The sequence below is a fragment of the Haloarcula sp. KBTZ06 genome, from assembly GCF_048595605.1.
In the GTDB taxonomy this organism is placed as follows: Archaea; Halobacteriota; Halobacteria; order Halobacteriales; family Haloarculaceae; genus Haloarcula; species Haloarcula hispanica.
Window position 1 is genome coordinate 2,543,963 of sequence record NZ_CP184337.1, and the last position, 19,912, is coordinate 2,563,874.

Genomic DNA, 19,912 nt, shown 5'->3' on the forward strand with positions numbered 1-19,912 from the left:
AGTCCGGGCCAGTGAGAGCCACAGTCGAGGCGGGATGCGTTGAGAGAACTACAGCGCGTCGAGCAAGCGGTCGACATCGTCAGCCGTGTTGAACGCATGGACCGACGCCCGAAGCGCCTCGGGGTGGGAGAGTGACCTGATAATGACACCCTCGGCCGCGAGTCGCTCGACGGTCGCCTCGGGGTCGTCGGCAGTGAACGTCACGAGTCCCGACTCGTAGTCGCGGGGGCTCAGCAGCCGGTCGCCGAGGCCGTCCTTGAGCCGGTCGGTCAGCCGTTCGACGCGGGCCTGAATCGTATCGAATCCGACGGCCTCGACCGTCTCGATGGCGTTCGCGAGCGCGACGTACGGGACCGGTGAGGTAGTGCCGACCTCGAACCGGCGCGCGCCCGGGTAGTACTCGTATCCGTCCCCAGTGGGATTCTCGACGCTCCGGTAGCCGATGCGAGTCTGGCGCAGTCGGTCGTAGGCGTCGGGGTCGACGTAGAGGAACCCGCCGCCCCAGATACCAAGCAACCACTTGTGCCCCGCTGCGGCCACGAAATCCGCGCCCCACTCGGTCACGTCGACGGGGTGTTGCCCGACGGACTGGACGGCGTCGACGAGCACCTGTGCGCCGGCGTCGTGGACCACGTCGACGACGTCCCCGACCGGAAGTCTGGTCCCGTGTGTCCAGGTGAGCGAACTCAGCGCCACCAGTCTGGCGTCGGCCACGGCGTCTTTTACGTCAGCCATGTCGAGCCGCCCACCCTCGGTTTCCAGTACGCGGACCTCGATATCGTGGGTGTCGGCCAGCCGGTCCCACGGGAGCGTTCCGGCGGGGTGTTCGAGGTCGGTCCGGACCACTACGTCGCCGGGCTGCCAGTCGATAGCCCCTGCAACCATGTTGACCCCATCGGCGGTACTGCGAGTGAACGCGACGTTGGCGGCCTCGGTTCCGATGTGGCCGGCGACGACTTCGCGGGCCGCCGCGATAGCGTCCCACGCAACCGTGTAAGGGCCGTCGCCGGCAGGTGCATCGAAGGCGTGGCGTTCGAGAAACGCCGTCGCAGCGTCGACTACGGGGCGCGGCGTCGGCCCGCTTGCCCCCGTGTTGAAGTACGTACACCGTTCGAGTGCCGGAATCGACGCTCGGAGCTCGGCTGGGTCCATGTCCGTTCCGATGGCCCCCGACGCCTTCAGCCCTGTGTGAGCCAGTAGGCAGTTTCGCAGTCGGGGTTCCGGAACAGTAGTACGATTCTGGTTCTGCGACTACCCGTAGCTACCGTATATTCTACTTTGTTGTGTTTCACAAACTCTGTCGATTGTTTCGACGTTTTCGAATCGTTGAGTCTATCCCGACAGTCAGGGAAGACGTAGAGTGGTAACTCAGTCTTGCTGGCACTCACAACCGCCCTGCTCGAAGAACTCCGCGACGGCGTACTGGCTGCCACACGACTGGCACAGCACCTGCGCGTCCAGAAACACCTCGAAGTCCTCGATGTCAATGCGGCCCGTATCGCGTAGTTTCTCGATGCGCTGGTCGGTGACCGACAGCGTTCGGGTCAGTAGCCGCTGAATGCTCTCGAGGTCCTTTTCGATCTTCTCGTCGTCGGACAGCCCCTGGTACTCCGCGCCGCGCCACTCCTTCAGATACGACCGGATAGCCTGGTAGGTGATGAAATCGGTTTCGAGACCATCGACGTCGACGCCGTTGCGTTCGAGTCGGTTGACGGTGTCGGTCCTGACACCTGTGCTGATGTCGTCACCGGTGAGGTTCTCGTAGGTCGATTCCACGTCGCTTTCGAGGGCACTCAGGCCCGCATCGACCAACTCGCGTTCGAGGAGGCGCTTGTTGAAAAACTCCGCGAGGTCACGAAGGCTCATGCGCTCTTCACCGTCGCCCGTCCAGCGGGCCTCCATCTCCGCACCGAGTCCATCGAGTTCGTACTCGTCGATGAGCCGAGCGACTTTGCTCGACGGCCGGCCGTCTGTCGTATTCGCCATCTGTTGTTCCCACGTACGGTAACCGGAACTAAAAGACTACGGGGTTAGATTGAGGTGATGCGGTTGAAGTCGTCGTCCAGCGCCTGCGCGTCCTCCGGCAAGAGGGCGACGACGAGATGCTCGGCGTAGTCGGCGAAGTACTCGACGAGTTCGGCGATCCGCGCCGAATCGATGGCCTCCAGCGAGTCGAGCAGCATGAACGGAACGCTCTCGTGGAGGTCGTGTACCAGATAGCCCGCGAGAGCGAAGATGAGCCCGGTCACTTCGCGCTCGCTCTCGCTGAGGTGCTCGATGGTGTCCTCGTAAGCCGCGCCGTTCTCGGTGGTCCGGACGATGTGGAGTTCGAACACCGTTCGGTCGACCTTCTGGCGCCCCTCGCGGACGGTCTGCTCGACGCGTTCGATCCAGATGCGTTCGAGGTTCTCGTACTCCAGAATGCCGAGGATAGCGTCCATGTGCTCGTTGAACTCGTCGACAGCGTTAGCCTCGATCTGGTCGATTTTCGTCCGCTTGTCGGTGAGTTCCTCAACGAGGGCGTCGCGTTCCTCGCGGAGGTCGTCGGCCCGCTTGACCATCTCCTCGATCTCTTCGATTTCGGCTGATACGTCGTCGAGGTCGGATTCCAGGCTGTCGATCTCGAACTCGAGCTGGTTTGCCTCCCGGTGTAGTGAGAGGATCTCGTCAAAGTCCTCGGATTCGAGGTTGTCGACCTCGTCTTCCAGCGACTCGACGTCGTCAGTCAGTTCCTCGCGTCGCTCCTTCAGCGAGGTGATCTGCTCTTCGCGGCGTTCGATCTCCGTTTCGGTCTCCTGTATCTTCCGCTCGACGTTCTCGCGACGGCGCTGCTTCTTTTCCGCCTCGCGCTGGTCGGTCTTGAGATCGTCGAGTTCCGACTTGATGTCGTTGAGGTCCTCGACCTTCCCCCGGCGGAGGTCCTGCAGGCGGTCGACGGTGTCTTCGATCTGCTCGCGGTCGACCGTCGAGCCACACGTCCAGCAGACGACGGATTCCTCGTCCTCGCCTTCGAGGAGTTGCTCCGTCACCGCGCCGTCGGAGCCTTCGGGCGCGTCTTCGAGTGACTGAATGACGTCGTAGTCTTCCTCTTCGAGCCGTTCCTCGTTGTACTGGATGAGGCTCTGAAGGTCGGAGATCTCGCTGTTCAGCCGCTGGCGCTGGTCGCGCAGGCTTGCGATCTCGTCTTCGAGGTGCTGCTGGTCGCCCATCGGCGTCTCCGGCAGTTCGTCCAGTTCGTCTTCGAGGTCGGACCGTTCGCGTTTCAGCGAGGAGATGCTCTCCTCCTGTGCCTCGATGTCCCGCCGGACGGATTCGAGGTCCGACCGCGTCGAGCGGAGTTCGTCGAGTTTCTCTTCGAGGACGTCCTGTTCCTGACGGCTCTCCTCGATGTCCCGGCTGCTGTTGTCGATCTCCTCCTCGCGCTCGGCCAGTTCCTCGCGCTTCTCCTCGATCTGCTCGCGGAGTTCGGTCCGGCGCTGTTCGAGGTCCGGAAGGTCGCGCTGGCGGGATTCAACCGTGGCGAGTTCGTCGTTGATGTCGCCTTTCTCCGCTTCCAGCTGTTCGACTTCCGAACGGATCGCGTCGATATCGACCGGCCGCATGATGATCTCGCGGAGATCGTCGCCACGAGCCACGGACCGGCGCGCCTCGTTGGTTTCGAGGAGGAACGCGAACAGGTCGGCGACCTCGGGGTCGTCGAGGTAGCCGTCGCCGTCAAACTGAACAGCATCCCCCGCCCGCGTGAGCGTCCGTTCGTACACCTCATCCCCATACGTGAGGGCAACGCTCCCCTCGTCGGCGTCGCCTTTCAGCGTGGCCTGCGTACTCCCCATTGCCGCCATAATAGACTGCAGAAACGACGTCCGGTTTGTGGCGTTCTTTCCCGTCAGCACCGTCACACCCGGTGGAATATCGACTGATGTCTCGTCGATCCCACCGATATTGGTGACATCAAAATGGGCGACACTAGATCCTTGCTTTGATTCTGGCATTGGTCTGCTGTAGTCGGAGCGGATATAAAAATAATTTCATTGCCGAAAACCAAATTACACACTTGGCGCCCCGAGTGCGGGCGGACACGCCAGACTCGACGGCGATGAGACACGGCAGACAGCGCACAGACTGACAGTCGATTCCGGAATAACACCTGTACCAATATTATTCCGATACAGAAGGATTGACGGGAGGGAGAGGAGGTTTCTCTCTCTTATACTACTGTTTTATTGTGGATAGCAATCTTAACCGCTTGTGAGTCTCTTCAGATGCCAACCTATAAGTCGGCGTGATCGGAAGCAGGTCGTATGACCCGTTACGAAACGCTGCTCGAGGTCGAACTGGACGAGTGGGACAGTGGGTACGGTGTCTTGCAGATCGTCGATCCGGATGACAGCGACACCGCCGAGTTACGGTTCTGCTACTTCAACGAAAACGGCAAGTTCACGAACCGGCCGCTAACGCTACGACCCGACGAAGAGACACTAGACCGGACGACGCGGATGGTGGAGAACCTCGGCTACGTCGCCCGAACGTTCGACCCGGCAGAGATCCGTGAACTCGTCGACGCGCTCGGCGAAGAACGGGTTATCGAACTCGCACAGCTCGTCGACACGCTCGGTGAAGCGCGGCTAGCGGAGATACTTGGGGAGTGAAGATGGCAGACACCCACCCACTGGTGACGGTCGAAACTATCGTCCTTGTGGGTCTGGGGGGCTTCGCCGGCTCGAACCTCCGGTACTTCGTCGGCCTCTTTGTTCCGGGGTTACAGGGGACACTGCTGGTCAACGTCTGCGGCAGTTTCGCGCTCGGCGTGCTCGTGTACGAAGGGCTGCAGGTCGGTGCGCTGGCCAGCGAGACGAAACTGGCCGCGTCGACCGGCTTCATCTCGTCGTTTACCACCTACAGCACGTTCGCAGTGGAGACGGTGTTAACGCCCGAGTGGGCTGTCGCGAACATCGTCGGCAGCTACGCTCTGGGGTTTGCCGGTGTCCTCGTCGGCCGTGAGGCCGTCCGGCTGTTCGCCGGAGGTGGCCGCTGATGGTCGCTATCGAGCCGGCGCATCTGGTCGGGACCGGCGGCGCTATCGGCGCGCTCTGTCGTCACTACCTGGCGGGGGCTGTCCAGCGAGAGACGTTCCCGCTCGGGACGCTCACGGTGAACGTCATCGGGAGCTTCGTCCTCGGACTGCTGACGTTTGCTGGCGTCACCGGCGATGCAGCGCTGCTGGTCGGTGTCGGCGCGTGTGGCTCGTTCACGACGTTTTCCTCGTTTTCGGTCGGGACGGTGCGGCTATGGGAGGACGGCTACGTGGCGCTGGCCGTACTCAACGCCGTCGCCAACCTCGCCTGTGCGCTGGCCGGGATCGGATTGGCCTGGGGCGTCGTACAGATCGTGTGATTCGTGCCGGACCATCAGATTTCAGAACCCCCTGTACGAGCTTCGTGCTCCCTGTCTGCTTTGAGATCGCTGGCTCGCGGCGTCTCGCCGCCGTGGGGCGTCCGCCGCTCGCGGACCGTTACATGATGAACGGATTCAGTATCGTCGTCGACGACGAGCGCGTCGCCGGTCGTCTCTGGCAGTCGAGCCGTGAAATCGCCGTCGAGATACGTCGGCTGGGCCGCCTGTAGCGCGTCGATGTCTGCCGTACTCGTCAGTCGGTGGGCGACGAGCAGGTCCGTCTGTGAGACGGTCGTCGGTGGCACAGCGCTAGGTCGCTGTGTCGCGAGCACACAACTCACGCCGGGCTGGCGGCCCCGGGTGACGAGCCGACGGAGCGGACGCCGGGCGACGCCGTCGGTGAACGCGTGGGCTTCGTCGACCAGCAGCCAGGGCAGTCGGTCCGTCCGGTCAGTCACCCGGGCATCGTACAGCGCGGTCGCGACAGCGGCGAGGACCGCACCGGCCGGTCGGGAAGCGAATTCCGACATATCGAGCACGGTCAGGCCGTCGCTGCACAGCGTCTCCACCTCGATACCCGAAGGCTCGAAGACGCCCCAGGACGCGGCGAGCGCGAGATGGTTCGTCGCCGCGCGGGCGGTGCTCGCCGCCACATCGGCATCGGCCACCCACGAACGCATCCCGCCAAGCGTCGCACGCTCGCTCGCCGCTCGCCACACGAGCGCGCCCGCGCCCCGTTCGGGGTCGAGGCCGAGCACCGTACACCACTGGCGCGGGTCGAGCGCGTCCGCGCGAACGCTGGGGTCGACCACCGTGGCAGACACGTCCGCGGCGCTAAGTGGCGTGAACGCCCCCATCGGGTCGACGACGACCGGCGCGACCCCCTCGGCAGCCAGCAGGCCCTCGGCGAGGACGCCGAGCGTGTACGTCTTCCCCGACCCGCGTTTGCCGACGACGAGACCGACGTGTGGCCGGTCGACATCGAGGTCGACCGCAGCGCCGCGGCTCCCGTCGCGGGCCCGATAGTGACCCAGCCGCGCCGTCGCCCCCGTCGCCCCCTCACGTCCGATAACGACCATGCCGGCGGTTGCTCCGCTCTGATATTTGAACGTTCGTCCGGGGATTCAAGTACGAACCCGGGGCCACCCCAGCACATGTCAGATTCGTTGTGGCGCGACGAACGTGCCATCGAGGGACTGCCGATCCGCCTGGTCATCGCGCTGGTGGTCGGCGTCGCCTGCCTCTCCGTGATGATGAGCACCATCTCCGGAATCGAGACGCTACAAGTAACCGAGGTCGATGTTGAACCACACCCCGAAGTGGCTAATCCGGGGACACAGGACGTAGTTGTCACTGTCGTCGACTCGAAGGGGTCGCCCGTCTCCGGCGCGACGGTGGTCGCGAAAAGCGGGACTGCAACGCTCTCGTCGGTCAAGACTGGCGAGACAGGGAGTGCAGGGAACGCGACCCTCTCACTGTCGCCGTCGCTCGGACCGAATCAACAGGACGGCACGGTCACGTTCGAGGTGAAACCACCAGCGGGGAGCAACTACGAGGACGCCCGCTCGAACACCGACCTGCTCGTCGTCGAGTCGCCCTAGCCGTCCCAGTCGATCCACTCCTGCTCCCAGCCGGCGCGGGACTGGGCCGCCCGCCGGGCGCGCTCGCGGTCTTCACGATGGGTCCGGTTGCGCTCGACGGTGTCGGCCTGCTCGCCCTCGACGAGCATCGGCTGGAACGCGACGGTGCCGTGTCGTTCGACCGAGCCGTCGGCCTCCACGACAGCGAGGGACTGTTCACCGGTTCCGAGCGGCATCACCAGTCGACCGTCATCGGTCAGTTGCTGGAGGAGCGCCCGCGGCGGGTCGATTGCGGCGGCTTCCAGAAGGATGCGGTCGTACGGCGCGTATTCGGGTAGCCCGGCAGCGCCGTCGCGGCGATCAACGAGGACGGCGTCGTAGCCTGCTTCTGCCAGGTTCTGCCGCGCTTCGATGACGAGCCGCCGCGTGATATCTATCGCGTGAACGTTGGCCGCACCGACGTGTTCTGCAAGCACCGCGGCCGTGTAGCCGACACCGGCACCGACCACGAGCACGTCGTCGTCTTCTTCGGGTGACAGGGTTTCGAGCACTCGACCGGCGGTACTGGGCGAGAGCACGCGCGTGCCGAGGCGCTCGAACGGGCGGTCGGAGTAGGCCTGTTGCTCGCCGACGAAGGCCTCCCGGGGGACGGCACGCATCGCTGCCGACAGCCACGCGCTCCGGACAACACCCTTGCTCTCGTGTTGCAGGCTGTCGACCATGTCGTCCCGCAGTACCGCTGGGTCCATACCAGTATATTCGACCAGAGCTATATCAATGGCGCGACAACGGCGGCGTCTGTCGAAAGACCCTACTGGAGCGGGACGAATCGAACGCCGCCGTGGTCCTCGCTATCGAGCGTGCCGTCGGCCTGTTTCTCCGCGCGGATGAGACGCTGTCGCCCGTCACCGATTGGAGCCAGCAAGAGACCACCGGTGCGGGTCTGGTCGACGAGCGGGGCGGGGAACTCCGGCGCGGCACATGTGAGATACGTCCGATCGTAGGGGGCGTGGTCGGGCCACCCCTCCTTGCCGTCGTCGGCGCGAACGGAAACGTCGCCGTAGCCGGTCGCTTCCAGCGTTTCCCGTGCTTCGTCGGCCAGCGATGCGTGGTACTCCACGCTGTAGACGTTCTCGGGGCCGACCAGTTCGGCGGTCACCGCGGCGTGGTACCCACACCCCGTACCGACCTCTAACACCTGATCCCCCGGGGACAGGTCCAGTAACTCGGACATGATTGCAACCATGTGCGGCGCAGAAACCGTCTGACCTGACCCGATCGGGAGCGGACGGTCGGCGTAGGCGTCGTGTCTCCTGTCGTCCGGAACGAACCGATGGCGGGGGACCGACGCTATCGCCGCGAGAACGGCCTCGTCGGAGACACGCTCGCGAAGGCGGTCGGCCAGCCGCGACCGTTTTCGGCCCCAGTCGGCCATCCTACCACGCCGACCACGCCGTGGTCGACTCGTCCCTGACGTACAGTCGGTTGATGTCTTTCGCGATACCCATGTCGCCGTCGTGGTCCATGTTCTCGTGGTCGTAGCCGTGTGCGTCGTCGCGGACGTGAATCCCCTCGACGGTGAACTCCTCCTCGCCGAACTCCTCGGTCTCGCCGACGACGAACTCGTAGTCGCCGGGGACGTGGAGCTTGAAGCTCTCGGTCTCGTCGTGAGTGCCGTCCTTTGGATGCATCGTGACGTTGACCGAGACGTTCCCGACCGCCCGCGACCAGATGGTCTCGACGTCCTCGGCGGCCGCCTCGTCCTCGCGGCCGTCCGCGGTCTCCAGACTGGTGATCCGCGCCGTCACAACTGCTTCCTCCGTCTCCAGCAGGAACTCCTCGCCGACGGACAGTTCTTCCTCTGCTGGGACGTCGACCTCGGCGGTAAAGGAGTCCCCGTCCTGTGAGACAACGACGCTTCGCTTCAGCGTCTCTTCCTCCGGCAATTGTTCCTTGTGGACGTGGTCGCAGTCCGTACAGCGAACCGTCACATGGCCGCCCGGCTTCAGCACCTCGTGAACCGTTTCTAGGTCCGGCGAACAGGCCGGACACGGGAGGGCGATGCGGTCGCCCGGTGTAGCGTCTGTCATATGCAGTCGTTGACTACGCTCCCGTAAATGGTCGTCGCCACGGCGCTGCTCGTGGTTCTCACTCGCACAGTCACGCCGACCTTCTTGAGCGGCGGGACGAAACAACGGGTATGGCGCGCCGACAGAGCCGTACTGACATCGCAAGCGGTGCCATCATCGCCCTGACAGCCCTGGCCGGCGTGGCGGTCTGGTCGCGCCTCCCCGCAGAGGTCGCGATTCACTTCTCCGCGTCGGGCACGCCCGATAACTACGTCTCGAAGCCGGTCGGTGTCGTTCTCATGCCGGCGCTGATGCTCGCAACACTCATTGTGCTGAAATTGGCGTTCCGTTACGACCCGCCGGACGTGCCGCGGGTGGCAGCCACCATCACCGTCGCAACGATGGCGTTCATGAGTGGGATACACGGGCTCGTGCTCGCGTGGAACCTCGGCTATTCGGTCCCGTTCGACATCGTCCTCGTCGGGTCGCTCGTCTGGACGGTTGTCATGGTCGCGTACGCGTTGAAAGCAGAATACGTAGACTGATAGCGGCGGTTGGCTGTCAGTCAGCGTCCGCTATTCACGGGTCTTTGTGGGAGTCCGTTCTCGCCGCTCACTCGACGCGAGGAAGTTCCACTTCCTCGCCGTCCGCATACACGGTCGGTTCCGTCAAAATCCCGTCCAAATGGATCGGCGCGTGCACGTCGCCGCCCATCGCGTGGTCGTCGCCGATAGCGATGTGGACCGTCCCGCCGGCCTTCTCGTCTAGGAGGACGGAGCCGACGAGTTCGGTCACGGCGACGTTCGTACCGATGCCGAGCTCGGCGAGGTTGTAGGCGTCCCGGCCGACCTCCTCGGCAGCCTCCTCGACCTGTGCGCGGATATCGGGGTCGTCGATATCCGTGACGTAGCCGTCTTCGACCTCAAAGGTGAGACGCTTGCCGTCGAGTTTGCCGTGGGGGCGCATCGTCCCGTCGACGACGAACGTGCCGTCGGCAGTCTCCGGAGCGAGGAACACCTCGCCGGCAGGGAGGTTCGACATCTCGCCAGCCTCGTGGACGATACCGGTGTCCATGTGCCACTCGCGCGCACCGATGCCGAACGTGATATCGGTCCCCTGGGGCGACGTGACTCGGATTTCATCGGCGTCCTCGACCTGCGCCAGCACGTCCTTGCAGTGCTGTTCGATGCGGTGGTAGTCGGCGTCTAATCCCATCAGAAACACGCCCTCGCTGATACCGGGCAAGGTTGCAACGCGAGCGCCGGCCTCATTGGCGTCGGTCCGGGCTTCTGTGTGGCTCAGGCTCTTGGTCGTCGGCGCGAGCACGACATCGGCAGTTTCCATCGCGCCAGCGACCGGCGCAGGCGGTTCCGAACCGTGTTGTTCGCCCGGCGGGTAGCGTACGAAAACGGCGTTATCGGTAATCTCCGCGGCGACGCGATACAGCGCCTCGCCGATTGATTTCCGCTGGTCGTCAGTAACGACGGCGCATGACTCGTCGGACTGGAGGTTCAGGCACTGTTTGACAGCGGTCTCGGCGGGCGCGCGAAGCGACGAGTTGTCCATACAACTGATTGCGTACTCCGACTGAATAACTCTTGATGGACTGTCGGCGCAGGGCGTCGAAACGCGCTACGTCTCAGTGTTTTCAGAGAAATGTGGTCAAAGCTCACAATCGCCAGAGGTACAACTATGTGAGTTAATTTCTCCGTATATTAATCACAAAGAATATACTCTCCCCGGAGATATGGACGTGTATGCTCCACGTGGGCATCAACGGCTTCGGCACCATCGGGAAACGCGTCGCTGACGCGGTGCGTGTCCAGCCAGATATGACAGTTGCGGGCGTCGCAAAGCGCTCGCCGAACTTCGAGGCAACTATCGCAGACGACCGCGGCTACGACCTCTACGCCGCGGACGGCCGCGAACCGTTCGATGAAGCCGATCTCGCGACGGCCGGTACGGTCCATGACCTCATTGAAACGAGCGACGTGGTCGTCGACACCACGCCAAGTGGCGTCGGCGCGGCCAACGCGCCGCTGTACGCCGAGCACGATACGCCAGCCATCTTCCAGGGTGGGGAGGACGCCGATGTGGCAGACGTGAGCTTCAACGCTCGCGCCAACTACGAGAACGCAGTCGGGGCTGACACGGCCCGCGTCGTCTCCTGCAATACGACTGGACTTTCACGCCTTTTCGCGCCGCTCAAGGAATCATACGGCGTCGAGAAATCGCGCGTGACACTGGTCCGGCGCGGTGCCGACCCGGGCCAGACCGGTCGTGGCCCCATCAACGACACACTCCCCGACCCCGTCGAAATCCCCTCCCACCACGGTCCTGACGTCCAGACGATTTTTCCCGACCTCGACATCGACACGATGGGGATGAAGGTCCCGACAACGCAGATGCACACCCACAGCGTCAACGTCACGCTGGAAAGCGAACCAACGACAGAGGAAGTCACGTCGCTACTGACCGACGAATCGCGACTGTTCCTCATCCCGAAGACGCTGGGTATCGACGGTGCAGGGAAACTCAAAGAGTACACCCGTGATGCCGGTCGCCCGCGCGGTGACGTGTGGGAGAACTGTATCTGGGCCGAATCAATCACAGTCCAAGGGCGGGACCTCTACCTGTTTCAGGCGATTCACCAGGAAGCCGATGTCGTGCCGGAGAACATCGACGCCGTTCGCGCGCTCTCGGAGCGGACCGCAAGCGCCGAGAAGAGCATCCGACGGACCGACGAAGCCCTCGGTGTCGGGCGCGGCCTCGTCGAACACGACGGCAGTCCACAGCGCGTCGACAGTCACGCCGACGACTGATTCTCACCCCAGTTCGTGGAACTCGACTTCGCCGGTGTCCGTCGACAGCGTCGCAACCGAGAACGGCTCGGAGGCCGGCGGAATCGAGATGCCGCCGGGGTTGATTCGTTCCGTGCCCCCGCGCTCCTCGTGACCGCGTTCGTGCGTGTGGCCGTGGAAAACGTAGTCGTAGCTCCCACAGTCGACCAGCGCGTCGACGATCTCCCCGCTGGTCCCGTGATACACCGCGAGGGTGTGCCCATCGATGGTCAGCTCGCCCATCTCGCCGAAGTACGTGCCGAATTCCTCGACGGTAGACTGGACTGCCCACTCGCCGTCGTTGTTGCCACGAACGGCGTAAAACGACCAGTCGCCGTCGAACGGCGTCACCGAGAAGGGGGCGACGAAGTCGCCGCAGTGGACGACCGTCTCACAGTCCGCCTCCGAGAACGTCTCCACTGCGGCTTCGACCTGCGCGGCGTTGTCGTGCGTGTCCGAGACGATGCCGATCTGCATACCGACGACGTTCAGCCGGGAGCGACTTGAACGTGTGGCCCACGACACAGGTGGGACCGCCGTCGTCACACAGGCGCGACGTTTTTGTTTAGTCACCGCCTACGACGGCCGATGGCACGGGGACTCATCGGGACAATCGAGCTGATGGTCGCGGTCGTACTCGCCGCGCGGGTCACCCTTCTCGGCGTCGACAACCTCGCCCGCGGCCAGACGGCGATCGGTGCGGTCTTTCTCGGGTTAGCCGCCGCCTTACTGATTATCGAGTGGGTCGCTCCCTCTCCGACAGACATCCCCGGTGCAATCGCCGGGCGGGCGCGGAGTGCGCTCCCCGGCGGGAAGCCACCGAACAGTAGCGACGACGACTAACTCTCGTCGCGCCAGCGGTCCGAGGTGACTCTGTCCACCGCCGCCATGTGGTCGTGTTCCTCGACCGTTTCGGCCCGCGATTCCTCGGCCTTCTGGACGGGCTTTCCTCGAACACGCGCTCGAACGCCACGTCGAGCGCGACGAGACGAGGTACTACCTGGAAGGTGGAATCATCGACGAGGAAGGAAATCGGCGGCTTCAGTCGGCCGCGATGGTCTCGCTGGCGTCGTCGAGCAGTTGCTCGATGGAGCGGTCGCTTGGCTCGTTTTCCAGCAAGACGTCGATAGGGAGCGTCGGCGCGCCGTCGACGAGGTTCTCGAGCAGGACGAGTCGCTCGCGAGCCCGGGACATCCCGACGTAGAACACGCGCCGTTCGTTGTCGGTCAGCGTCGGGACGGGACTGGTATGTTTCGTGAACTCGTCCATTCCGGGTACCTCGATACCCTGCTGGTCGACAGTCGCGGCCATCTGCTCGACGACTTTCTCGGTGAGGTCGGTCGCGACGAACACATGATCGGCCTCGCGACCTTTGGCGGAGTGGATCGTCCCCACGCGGACCCGGTCGGCGTCCATCCCGGTGTAATCGCCGGTGAAGTACGCGTCGACGGTCCGCTCCTGGAAGTTGGTCACCTTCCGGAGCATGTCGCCCGCCGAGGCCGCGTCGGGGAGGAAGGGAACGTGGTCGTGGACGACGTCAGGGTCGATCTCGATATCGGCGATGTCTTCGTCCTCGTGGGACTCGTCGATCTCTTCGAGCGCGTCGAAGAGGTCGTCGCGCTCGCCCGTGCCGAAGGCGGAGTCGACGAGCATATCCGCGAGACGGCGTGCTTCCAGCACCGTGAGCGGTTCGTCGGCTTCGACGGCTTCGAGCCCGTTGACGTACTGGGTGAGCCGATCGGTCCACATCCGCTGGTCGGTGAGACAGGAGAAGGGGATCCCGTTGTCGATGAACTCGTCGATGAACTGGAACATCTGGTAGCGGGCCCGGAACAGCACCATCACCGTCTCATCGGACTGCTCGATGGTCCGCGTGACGTTCCGGGAGAGGTCGAACATCGAAGGGTTCTGGACCGCCTCGACGCGGCCGCCCTCCTTGCGCGGATTGAGGTCTTTCTCCTGACGTTTCTCGATGTGGCGGACCTCGCGGTTGACGACGTTCAGGATGCGCGAGGGGAGCCGGTAGGAGTTGGGCAGCACCTCGTCCTGGGTGACGACCTCTTCGAGCAGGAGGTCCGGGTCCGCGCCCTGCCAGGCGTAGACGACCTGGTCGTCGTCGCCAGCGATGAGCACCCGTTCCATGTGGGGTTTCCACTCGTCGTAGACGTCGTACTGCAGCGTCGTGATATCCTGAAACTCGTCGATGATGAGGTAGTCGACGTTGGGGAGCAGCGAGCGCTGGGCGACCCGTTCGAGCATGTCGGCGAAGCCCGTCAAGTCGTTTTCGCCCTTGTAGGTGCGCCAGCCGCGGATGGCGGCGGGCACGTCCACACGGTCGTCGTCGGTCGGCCACGTCGGCGTGTACTTGTTGCCGGTCTGGGCGTTGTCGTCGATCTCCGGCGGGAGTCGGACTTCCTCGTCGTCCCACTTGAAGGGCACGTCGTACCAGTCGGCCACGTCGCGTCGGGTGCGCTGGAGCCACTGGCTCGTCGCGATGATCTTGTTCCCGAGCGTCGTCGAGCGGGCCGAGCGACGGCGCGAGCCCTCGTACTCGTCCTCGTAGTCGATGCCGAACTCCTCGCAGAAGGCCTCCTTGTCGTCCTCGCCGACGACGTCGCCGCGGGAGAGGTTCAGCAGTTCGTACGCCTTCGCGTGCATCGTACAGACGTTCCCGCGAAGGGCACGAGGGGACAGGCCGAGTCGGTCCGCGAGTCGCTCACGGATCTCGGCGGCCGCCGCACGCGTGTACGAGACAACCAGTACGTCACGGAAATCGACGTCGTCGTCTTCCAGCAGTTCGTCGACGCGGTCGAGCAGCGCCGTCGTCTTCCCGCTACCGGGCCCACCGAACAGGCGGACAACCTCGGTGGTCGAATCAGTCATTGAACATGTAGTGGGACCGCGGCCAAATAAACAACGTGCTTTACGGGGACGACAACTAACAGGCGCACCCGAACGGATTTCTCATCGGTACAGCGACACGTACAGCATCGCGAACCCGATGATGAACGGAATCGTCTCCGCCATCTGGAAGAACACGCGAACGATGGCACCGGTCTCGCCGGCGCTCAGTTGCGTGATGACACTGGATATAGCGACACCCATACTGATGAACGCAAAGCCAACGAACGCGTACTGTAGTCGTTCTGACGGGCGTTTCCGGTAGGCCTGGAAGCTAATCAGGGTGATCCCGAGCGTCAGCCCGAACACCACCATCCGCATCAGGATGAGCACGCCGCGTGCGATAGCCACGCCGGTCGTCATGCAGTCACGCCTCCGCTGGAGAGTGAATTCATTCCGGGTTCAGCTCGTCCCAGAGCTGACTGAACCGGTCCGGGAGGTTCTCCTCCCGATAGATGCGCACTTTGTACTCCTCGTCTTCGAGCGAAATGACCGTCGACTCGAAGTTGGACTCGTACACCTTGTAGTGGTTTCCGTCCTCGGCGACGAGCGTTCGGTCGGTGACGAGGTCGTACTCGTCGAGCAGTTCGATACGTCGATACACCGTCGGCAGCGAGAGGTCGCACTCCTCCGCGAGTTCCTTCGCCGACTGCGGTTCACGACTGATTGCGGCGAGCACACGGCGCGCGTGCTGGTCACCGATTGTATCGAGAATCTCCTCGATGCTCTGTTCCTCAGCCACTACACCAAGATTCGCGTCATATTATATAAGCGTTTTCGAGCACTGTGGTGGTTTCACGTTCAGAAAACACTGCCCCGTTTATATGATGATAGCCCCTGTAGTGCTCACTGCGGATTGCGTTCAGGTGAGACGATGTCCGGAGACAACCTCCGTCGCGTGACGACGGGCAAGATGCAGGGCCAGAACGCCGATGAGCGAGTGACCCCTCTCGGCGAGACAGAGCGCCCGGAATCGCATGACCCACCCAGTCGTGACGCCATCACGGAGTCGTTGGACCCGGTCATTGACGACGTCGTCGACGGCGAGACCGCAGTCGATGACGGCCTGGTCACACAGAGTTTGGAAGAGATCCTACTGGCGATGATCGCAGTCGCCGATGGTGGCACCCACGGGACCGGACTGATGGAGGAACTGGAAGCCCAGTTCGGTGCCGAACTGAGTCCGGGGACAGTGTACCCCCGGCTACACGAGTTAGAAGCGGATGGCACGCTCCAAATGCACGAACTCGTCCAGACGAAACAGTACGGAATCGCGGACGATGCGGCTGCGAAAGAGCAGATCGCAACGTCCGCGTCCCAACATCTCGCGCTCGGGCTGTTCCTCCACGCGTCGCTCGATGCGCTGTAACCACCACAAACCGGTCAGTCTGCCGATACACGACCCCCCAATCGTCGGCTACGAACCGGTCGGCTCGCCGACACACCACCCCCCAACCGTCGGCTGGCCACACAAAGACTCCCCACTTCCTTTCTGCGCAACGTGATACAGTCCCGACTGCCTGAGCTGTTGCTGTCCAGACACGAGACGTAGCGAAGCTCGTCCCGACAGAGAGCGAACTGTCGGTTCTACGGGTCAGTACCACCGCTACCGGATGAAGGCGGAAGGGATGAAAAGGGAGTATCCTTACCGTACCGGTGTCCAGCCACACACCGAGCACTGTGCCGCTGTCGACTCGTGAAGACCGCCGCAATCAGGGCACTGCTTCTTGTTATAGCTCTCTTCCCAACCGCTCTGGTCCACGTCGTGGCCACGCTGGGAGAGGAACTCGTCGAACATATCGTCACTACTCGGTGCGGACGCCATACATGCTATGGTATATCACATCAGTATATAGGTTTAATGGTATTGTGAAACATTGCCATAAGTAACGACGCACCACGCGCGACGAGACGGTCAGTCACAGCGAGCCGTGCCACTCAGGAGCCGTACAACCAGAAGACAACATCAGATGAGCAGTCGTTCAGACGGTGCGCTGGCCCGGTTGTCTCCGATACCACCCGTTAGCTGTCGGTCGCAACCGGGTGGGTGTAATCAACAGTGATGCGGGCGCTTGCGATGAGCGCGTTCGCGATGGCCTCTGACGCCTGTTCCTGCTCTGTCCCACCCTCGATGGAAAGCATTTCGTCGAGAGCGAACACCTGAAACCGGTGTTCGTACGGCTGGCCGGCCGGCGGACACGGCGGTTCGTACCCCGGCTCGTTGGGGGGCTGTGTTCCCTGTCGAGCGCCGCCGAGCGCGTCGAGGGTCGGCTCGCGAGGGAGGCCGGCCGGAATCCGGTCCGTCTCTGGCGGGACGTTCCACAGCGTCCAGAACACCGGCTGGCTAAACACGCCGCCGTCGTACTCGGCTGTGACAGCGAGCGCTGCCGTCGGCTCCGGGACGCGCTCGATGACGAACGGTGGCGAAACGCCATCGCCGTCACAGGTGAACCGGGCCGGAAGCTCGTCCCCGGAACTGAACGCGGGGCTCGACACTTCGAAAGCCGGTGTCGTGTCGTCCGACTGCCCGGTACAGCCCGCGCTCCCGACCAGTGCTGACGCCCCGAGCGTCTGGAGGAGGTGGCGACGGCGCATACCAGAGTGGGAGGGACAGGTCGTAATCTGCCTTGTGATACCCCGCCACGTACCACACCAAATCCGGTGAAGGGACATCACTGGTCCCTATCAGGGCGAACATGTTCCCGCCCGTCGCCAGCGACTGAGAACGTCTTACCCCCTTCTTATTTTGGGATACTGGAGTTCCAACCACATGGAACTCAAACGCAAAACGATCGCGAAGGTGATCGCCGCCGCGTTCGTCTTCAACCTCGTCGTCATGGGGGCTGGCGCGTGGATCGCGTATCAGGAAGCGCCACCCATCCCGGAGCAGGTTGTCGGACCCGACGGCGAGACGCTTGTCACGGGTGAGGACATCCGCGACGGGAAGAAGGCGTTCCAGAAGAACGGGCTGATGAACCACGGGTCGATTCTCGGGAACGGCGCGTACTACGGCGCGGACTACACCGCCGACTCGCTGGAGTTGAAAACCCAGCACATGCGGACGTACTACGCCGAGGAGCGCTACGGGACCGAGTACGACTCGCTGTCGACGGCCGAACAGGCTGCCGTCGATGACGACGTGAAACAGGACCTCAGTGGGGAGTACGAGGGCGGGAACATCGAGTACTCCGCCGCAGAGCTGTACGCCCACGAGCAGGTCCGTCAGGAGTACGTCGAGCGGTACCACGAGGGCAGCCACGAACGGGGCGTCCCTGAGGGGATGATCGACTCCGAAGCCGACGCCCGACAGTTCGCCGACTTCGCCATGTGGACGGCGTGGTTCTCCCACACCGACCGACCTGGCGGCGAACACTCCTACACGAACGACTGGCCCTACGAGCCGGCCGCCGGTAACGACGCGACCGGCGCGGCGATGACCTGGAGCGTCATCGCAATGGTCCTGCTCGTCGCCGCCGCCGGTGGCGGCATCTGGCTGTACCAGTCCGTCAGCCTCCCGGAACCGTCCGCCGGCGACCTCTCGGTTCCCGAGCCGGGCGACGTGAGCATCTTCCCCAGCCAGCGGGCCGCCCTGCGGTTCATCCCGGTCGCCGCCGGGCTGTTCCTCGCGCAGGTGTTACTCGGTGGATTACTCGCCCACTTCTACATCGAACGGGCAGGGTTCTTCGGCATCGAGGAAATCTTCGGTGTCCATATCCTCCAGATTCTGCCGTTTGCGATGGCGAAGACCTGGCACATCGACCTGGGCATTCTCTGGATCGCCGCGACGTGGCTCGGTGCCGGGCTGTTCCTGCCGCCGCTGTTGACCGGCCACGAGCCCAAACGCCAGTCGACGTACATCAACGTGCTGCTCGGAGCCATCGTCGTCGTCACCGTCGGCGGCCTCGGCGGCATCTGGCTCGGGTCGCACGGCTACTTCGGCGACCTCTGGTGGCTGTTCGGCAACGAAGGGCTAGAGTACCTCGAAGTCGGGAAGGTCTGGCAGGTCGGACTGCTCGTCGGCTTCGGCCTGTGGGCCGTCCTCTCGATTCGGGGCCTGAAACCGCTGCTAGACCGAGAGCCGGTGTTCGGCCTCGCCCACATGATTCTGTACGCCGGCGGCTCGATTGCACTGCTGTTTACCGCCGGGTTCTTCTTCACCCCGGAGACCAACATCGCCGTCACGGAGTTCTGGCGCTGGTGGGTCGTCCACATGTGGGTCGAAGGGGCCTTCGAGTTCTTCATCGTCGCCATCATCGGGCTGACGCTGGTGTCGATGAACCTGCTCAGCCGCCGCAGCGCCGAGAAGGCGGTCATGCTCCAGGCGCTGCTGGTGATGAGTACGGGCGTCATCGGCGTCTCCCACCACTACTGGTGGGTCGGCATGCCCGACATGTGGGTCCCCATCGGGAGCGTATTCTCGACGCTTGAGCTGCTCCCGCTGGTGTTTATCCTCTACGAGGCGCTGGGCCAGTACCGGGCGATGTCGGAAACCGGTGGGTTCCCCTACAAGCTCCCGTTCATGTTCATCATCGCCAGCGGGGTCTGGAACTTCGTCGGTGCCGGCGTGCTCGGGTTCTTCATCAACCTCCCGCTCATCAACTACTACGAGCACGGCACCTACCTCACGGTCGGCCACGCCCACGCCGCGATGTTCGGGGCGTTCGGCTTCCTCGCGCTGGGGATGGTCACCTACATGCTCCAGCTCGCCATCAAGCCCGGCCGCTGGGACGGCTCCTGGCTCCGGGCGGCGTTCTGGTGCTGGAACGTCGGCCTGGCGCTGATGGTGTTCGTCTCCGTCCTCCCAGTCGGATTCCTCCAACTGGAGGCGGCGTTCACCGGGAGCTACGCCGCGGCCCGGAGCGTGGCGTTCTACAACCAGCCGCTCGTCCAGACGCTGTTCTGGGCGCGGCTCCCCGGTGACACGCTCATCATCCTCGGGACGGCCATCTACGCGGCCGACCTGATCCGCAAGCGGTTCGTCCTCCGGCGGTCCGAGGACGACCCCACGGTCGAGGACATGGCCGTCGCGGAGGGCGTCATGAGCGACGACTGAGTTACCGCCGGGTTTCGGCTGTGGTCATCACGGCCGGAACACGGCTCGCCGACAGCAACGAGAAGAGAGTGACCC

The 19,912-nt window shown here is 63.7% G+C and carries 23 protein-coding genes; 9 read left to right on the top strand and 14 right to left on the bottom strand.

Features of this window, described 5'->3' with window-relative positions:
* Nucleotides 1-48: 48 nt before the first annotated feature.
* From ACNO8S_RS13270 to ACNO8S_RS13280, 3 genes are all read right to left on the bottom strand, one after another.
* Nucleotides 49-1,152: an aminotransferase class V-fold PLP-dependent enzyme gene (locus ACNO8S_RS13270; RefSeq protein WP_014041378.1), complete on the bottom strand. Its 1,104-nt coding sequence runs from the start codon at nucleotides 1,150-1,152 to the stop codon at nucleotides 49-51.
* A 216-nt stretch (nucleotides 1,153-1,368) separates the two neighbouring features.
* Complete coding sequence (gene rdfA / locus ACNO8S_RS13275; protein ID WP_008307760.1) at nucleotides 1,369-1,986, bottom strand: rod-determining factor RdfA; 618 nt, start codon at nucleotides 1,984-1,986, stop codon at nucleotides 1,369-1,371.
* Between the two features lie 44 nt (nucleotides 1,987-2,030).
* Complete coding sequence (locus ACNO8S_RS13280) at nucleotides 2,031-3,992, bottom strand: archaea-specific SMC-related protein (protein ID WP_050007466.1); 1,962 nt, start codon at nucleotides 3,990-3,992, stop codon at nucleotides 2,031-2,033.
* A 309-nt stretch (nucleotides 3,993-4,301) separates the two neighbouring features.
* On the opposite strand from ACNO8S_RS13280, the gene ACNO8S_RS13285 reads away from it, so the two are divergent.
* The 3 genes from ACNO8S_RS13285 to crcB are packed head-to-tail and all read left to right on the top strand — an operon-like array spanning nucleotide 4,302 to nucleotide 5,394.
* Complete coding sequence (locus ACNO8S_RS13285) at nucleotides 4,302-4,649, top strand: hypothetical protein (protein WP_008307758.1); 348 nt, start codon at nucleotides 4,302-4,304, stop codon at nucleotides 4,647-4,649.
* Nucleotides 4,650-4,651: 2 nt separating this feature from the next.
* The gene (locus ACNO8S_RS13290; protein ID WP_023843421.1) at nucleotides 4,652-5,035 is read left to right on the top strand and encodes a fluoride efflux transporter FluC; all 384 of its coding nucleotides are present in this window, start codon (nucleotides 4,652-4,654) and stop codon (nucleotides 5,033-5,035) included.
* Nucleotides 5,035-5,394 (top strand): fluoride efflux transporter CrcB, encoded by a 360-nt coding sequence (gene crcB / locus ACNO8S_RS13295; protein ID WP_014041381.1) that lies wholly within the window; start codon nucleotides 5,035-5,037, stop codon nucleotides 5,392-5,394. The genes ACNO8S_RS13290 and crcB overlap by 1 nt, the downstream gene beginning before the upstream one ends.
* A 14-nt stretch (nucleotides 5,395-5,408) precedes the next feature.
* Here crcB and ACNO8S_RS13300 read toward each other — a convergent pair whose 3' ends face one another.
* Nucleotides 5,409-6,473, bottom strand: a complete 1,065-nt coding sequence (locus ACNO8S_RS13300) for an ATP-binding protein (protein WP_151103836.1) — start codon at nucleotides 6,471-6,473, stop codon at nucleotides 5,409-5,411.
* Between the two features lie 75 nt (nucleotides 6,474-6,548).
* Between ACNO8S_RS13300 and ACNO8S_RS13305 the strand changes: the two genes are divergently transcribed.
* Nucleotides 6,549-6,995, top strand: coding sequence for a DUF7382 domain-containing protein (locus ACNO8S_RS13305; protein WP_008307753.1), 447 nt, complete (start codon nucleotides 6,549-6,551; stop codon nucleotides 6,993-6,995).
* Here ACNO8S_RS13305 and ACNO8S_RS13310 read toward each other — a convergent pair.
* From ACNO8S_RS13310 to ACNO8S_RS13320, 3 genes are all read right to left on the bottom strand, one after another.
* Nucleotides 6,992-7,723 carry a protein-L-isoaspartate O-methyltransferase family protein gene (locus tag ACNO8S_RS13310; protein ID WP_050007464.1) on the bottom strand — a complete coding sequence of 244 codons (732 nt, stop codon included), beginning with the start codon at nucleotides 7,721-7,723 and terminating at the stop codon, nucleotides 6,992-6,994. The two genes, ACNO8S_RS13305 and ACNO8S_RS13310, sit on opposite strands and share 4 nt — an antisense overlap.
* Nucleotides 7,724-7,785: 62 nt before the next feature.
* On the bottom strand, nucleotides 7,786-8,409 hold the full coding sequence (locus ACNO8S_RS13315; protein ID WP_420182062.1) for a protein-L-isoaspartate(D-aspartate) O-methyltransferase: 624 nt from the start codon (nucleotides 8,407-8,409) through the stop codon (nucleotides 7,786-7,788).
* A 1-nt stretch (nucleotide 8,410) separates the two neighbouring features.
* On the bottom strand, nucleotides 8,411-9,064 hold the full coding sequence (locus ACNO8S_RS13320) for an HVO_0476 family zinc finger protein (RefSeq protein WP_008307750.1): 654 nt from the start codon (nucleotides 9,062-9,064) through the stop codon (nucleotides 8,411-8,413).
* A gap of 110 nt (nucleotides 9,065-9,174) precedes the next feature.
* On the opposite strand from ACNO8S_RS13320, the gene ACNO8S_RS13325 reads away from it, so the two are divergent.
* Entirely contained in the window at nucleotides 9,175-9,588 is a 414-nt protein-coding gene (locus ACNO8S_RS13325; protein ID WP_014041386.1) for a DUF1648 domain-containing protein, read from the top strand.
* Nucleotides 9,589-9,655: 67 nt separating this feature from the next.
* Here the strand turns inward: ACNO8S_RS13325 and ACNO8S_RS13330 are convergent, their stop codons facing one another.
* Nucleotides 9,656-10,609 carry an aminopeptidase gene (locus ACNO8S_RS13330; protein WP_050007463.1) on the bottom strand — a complete coding sequence of 318 codons (954 nt, stop codon included), beginning with the start codon at nucleotides 10,607-10,609 and terminating at the stop codon, nucleotides 9,656-9,658.
* A 191-nt stretch (nucleotides 10,610-10,800) separates the two neighbouring features.
* Between ACNO8S_RS13330 and ACNO8S_RS13335 the strand changes: the two genes are divergently transcribed.
* Complete coding sequence (locus tag ACNO8S_RS13335) at nucleotides 10,801-11,865, top strand: type II glyceraldehyde-3-phosphate dehydrogenase (RefSeq protein ID WP_420182063.1); 1,065 nt, start codon at nucleotides 10,801-10,803, stop codon at nucleotides 11,863-11,865.
* Nucleotides 11,866-11,868: 3 nt separating this feature from the next.
* On the opposite strand, the gene ACNO8S_RS13340 is transcribed toward ACNO8S_RS13335, so the two are convergent.
* A complete protein-coding gene (locus ACNO8S_RS13340) occupies nucleotides 11,869-12,360 on the bottom strand; it encodes a metallophosphoesterase (protein WP_014041388.1) in 492 nt (163 codons plus the stop codon).
* Between the two features lie 111 nt (nucleotides 12,361-12,471).
* Here ACNO8S_RS13340 and ACNO8S_RS13345 point away from each other — a divergent pair, with 111 nt between their 5' ends.
* The gene (locus ACNO8S_RS13345) at nucleotides 12,472-12,726 is read left to right on the top strand and encodes a DUF7533 family protein (protein ID WP_050007461.1); all 255 of its coding nucleotides are present in this window, start codon (nucleotides 12,472-12,474) and stop codon (nucleotides 12,724-12,726) included.
* A gap of 198 nt (nucleotides 12,727-12,924) precedes the next feature.
* Here the strand turns inward: ACNO8S_RS13345 and ACNO8S_RS13350 are convergent, their stop codons facing one another.
* The 3 genes from ACNO8S_RS13350 to ACNO8S_RS13360 form a co-directional block, all read right to left on the bottom strand.
* Nucleotides 12,925-14,766: a UvrD-helicase domain-containing protein gene (locus tag ACNO8S_RS13350; RefSeq protein ID WP_014041390.1), complete on the bottom strand. Its 1,842-nt coding sequence runs from the start codon at nucleotides 14,764-14,766 to the stop codon at nucleotides 12,925-12,927.
* Nucleotides 14,767-14,847: 81 nt separating this feature from the next.
* Complete coding sequence (locus ACNO8S_RS13355) at nucleotides 14,848-15,147, bottom strand: DUF7521 family protein (RefSeq protein ID WP_014041391.1); 300 nt, start codon at nucleotides 15,145-15,147, stop codon at nucleotides 14,848-14,850.
* A 28-nt stretch (nucleotides 15,148-15,175) separates the two neighbouring features.
* Entirely contained in the window at nucleotides 15,176-15,526 is a 351-nt protein-coding gene (locus ACNO8S_RS13360; RefSeq protein WP_004515333.1) for an ArsR/SmtB family transcription factor, read from the bottom strand.
* A gap of 132 nt (nucleotides 15,527-15,658) precedes the next feature.
* Here ACNO8S_RS13360 and ACNO8S_RS13365 point away from each other — a divergent pair, with 132 nt between their 5' ends.
* Nucleotides 15,659-16,153 (top strand): PadR family transcriptional regulator, encoded by a 495-nt coding sequence (locus tag ACNO8S_RS13365; protein WP_023843422.1) that lies wholly within the window; start codon nucleotides 15,659-15,661, stop codon nucleotides 16,151-16,153.
* Between the two features lie 276 nt (nucleotides 16,154-16,429).
* Here the strand turns inward: ACNO8S_RS13365 and ACNO8S_RS13370 are convergent, their stop codons facing one another.
* Together ACNO8S_RS13370 and ACNO8S_RS13375 are read right to left on the bottom strand one after the other, a co-directional pair.
* On the bottom strand, nucleotides 16,430-16,609 hold the full coding sequence (locus ACNO8S_RS13370; protein ID WP_004515335.1) for an HVO_0416 family zinc finger protein: 180 nt from the start codon (nucleotides 16,607-16,609) through the stop codon (nucleotides 16,430-16,432).
* Nucleotides 16,610-16,806: 197 nt separating this feature from the next.
* Nucleotides 16,807-17,379 (bottom strand): YbhB/YbcL family Raf kinase inhibitor-like protein, encoded by a 573-nt coding sequence (locus ACNO8S_RS13375; RefSeq protein ID WP_014041393.1) that lies wholly within the window; start codon nucleotides 17,377-17,379, stop codon nucleotides 16,807-16,809.
* Between the two features lie 175 nt (nucleotides 17,380-17,554).
* Between ACNO8S_RS13375 and ACNO8S_RS13380 the strand changes: the two genes are divergently transcribed.
* Nucleotides 17,555-19,837 (top strand): nitric-oxide reductase large subunit, encoded by a 2,283-nt coding sequence (locus tag ACNO8S_RS13380; RefSeq protein WP_014041394.1) that lies wholly within the window; start codon nucleotides 17,555-17,557, stop codon nucleotides 19,835-19,837.
* Nucleotides 19,838-19,912 lie beyond the last annotated feature (75 nt).

Excerpts from the sequence above, each read along its gene's own strand:
- ACNO8S_RS13315 (WP_420182062.1), bottom strand. The coding sequence starts at position 8,409 with ATGGCCGACTGGGGCCGAAAACGGTCGCGGCTGGCCGACCGCCTTCGC.
- ACNO8S_RS13320 (WP_008307750.1), bottom strand. The coding sequence starts at position 9,064 with ATGACAGACGCTACACCGGGCGACCGCATCGCCCTCCCGTGTCCGGCC.
- ACNO8S_RS13270 (WP_014041378.1), bottom strand. The coding sequence starts at position 1,152 with ATGGACCCAGCCGAGCTCCGAGCGTCGATTCCGGCACTCGAACGGTGT.
- ACNO8S_RS13380 (WP_014041394.1), top strand. The coding sequence starts at position 17,555 with ATGGAACTCAAACGCAAAACGATCGCGAAGGTGATCGCCGCCGCGTTC.
- ACNO8S_RS13285 (WP_008307758.1), top strand. The coding sequence starts at position 4,302 with ATGACCCGTTACGAAACGCTGCTCGAGGTCGAACTGGACGAGTGGGAC.
- ACNO8S_RS13355 (WP_014041391.1), bottom strand. The coding sequence starts at position 15,147 with ATGACGACCGGCGTGGCTATCGCACGCGGCGTGCTCATCCTGATGCGG.
- ACNO8S_RS13350 (WP_014041390.1), bottom strand. The coding sequence starts at position 14,766 with ATGACTGATTCGACCACCGAGGTTGTCCGCCTGTTCGGTGGGCCCGGT.
- ACNO8S_RS13310 (WP_050007464.1), bottom strand. The coding sequence starts at position 7,723 with ATGGACCCAGCGGTACTGCGGGACGACATGGTCGACAGCCTGCAACAC.
- ACNO8S_RS13280 (WP_050007466.1), bottom strand. The coding sequence starts at position 3,992 with ATGCCAGAATCAAAGCAAGGATCTAGTGTCGCCCATTTTGATGTCACC.
- ACNO8S_RS13375 (WP_014041393.1), bottom strand. The coding sequence starts at position 17,379 with ATGCGCCGTCGCCACCTCCTCCAGACGCTCGGGGCGTCAGCACTGGTC.
- crcB (WP_014041381.1), top strand. The coding sequence starts at position 5,035 with ATGGTCGCTATCGAGCCGGCGCATCTGGTCGGGACCGGCGGCGCTATC.
- ACNO8S_RS13335 (WP_420182063.1), top strand. The coding sequence starts at position 10,801 with ATGCTCCACGTGGGCATCAACGGCTTCGGCACCATCGGGAAACGCGTC.
- ACNO8S_RS13370 (WP_004515335.1), bottom strand. The coding sequence starts at position 16,609 with ATGGCGTCCGCACCGAGTAGTGACGATATGTTCGACGAGTTCCTCTCC.
- ACNO8S_RS13340 (WP_014041388.1), bottom strand. The coding sequence starts at position 12,360 with ATGCAGATCGGCATCGTCTCGGACACGCACGACAACGCCGCGCAGGTC.
- ACNO8S_RS13305 (WP_008307753.1), top strand. The coding sequence starts at position 6,549 with ATGTCAGATTCGTTGTGGCGCGACGAACGTGCCATCGAGGGACTGCCG.
- ACNO8S_RS13300 (WP_151103836.1), bottom strand. The coding sequence starts at position 6,473 with ATGGTCGTTATCGGACGTGAGGGGGCGACGGGGGCGACGGCGCGGCTG.
- ACNO8S_RS13330 (WP_050007463.1), bottom strand. The coding sequence starts at position 10,609 with ATGGACAACTCGTCGCTTCGCGCGCCCGCCGAGACCGCTGTCAAACAG.
- ACNO8S_RS13365 (WP_023843422.1), top strand. The coding sequence starts at position 15,659 with ATGTCCGGAGACAACCTCCGTCGCGTGACGACGGGCAAGATGCAGGGC.
- ACNO8S_RS13345 (WP_050007461.1), top strand. The coding sequence starts at position 12,472 with ATGGCACGGGGACTCATCGGGACAATCGAGCTGATGGTCGCGGTCGTA.
- ACNO8S_RS13290 (WP_023843421.1), top strand. The coding sequence starts at position 4,652 with ATGGCAGACACCCACCCACTGGTGACGGTCGAAACTATCGTCCTTGTG.
- rdfA (WP_008307760.1), bottom strand. The coding sequence starts at position 1,986 with ATGGCGAATACGACAGACGGCCGGCCGTCGAGCAAAGTCGCTCGGCTC.
- ACNO8S_RS13325 (WP_014041386.1), top strand. The coding sequence starts at position 9,175 with ATGGCGCGCCGACAGAGCCGTACTGACATCGCAAGCGGTGCCATCATC.